A 216-nucleotide genomic window follows, 5' to 3' on the forward strand; every position below is an offset into this window, starting at 1 on the left:
TGTTATCAAGCTGGTAGCTGTAGCTGCCGTCTTCATTGAGAGTCAGGGTGCCGTATGCACCGGCAAGGGCGCTTCCGACAGTTCCGGTCACAGCACCTGCTGCAATGGCAGTGACCAGGGTTGGAGAGTCGGCACCTAAGGTATCGCTGCCTGGTCCGGTTGTAATAACGTTGCCGAGAACTGGAGCCGTTGCATCTTCCTCCACAGAGTTTGCAT

At 56.0% G+C, this 216-nt stretch carries 1 protein-coding gene; it reads right to left on the reverse strand.

Features of this window, described 5'->3' with window-relative positions:
* The coding region (locus FCL48_RS26070) for a VCBS domain-containing protein (RefSeq protein WP_136876776.1) at positions 1 to 216 on the reverse strand (216 nt) is incomplete at both ends.

It is taken from the genome of Desulforhopalus sp. IMCC35007, from assembly GCF_005116575.1.
GTDB lineage: Bacteria > Desulfobacterota > Desulfobulbia > Desulfobulbales > Desulfocapsaceae > Desulforhopalus_A.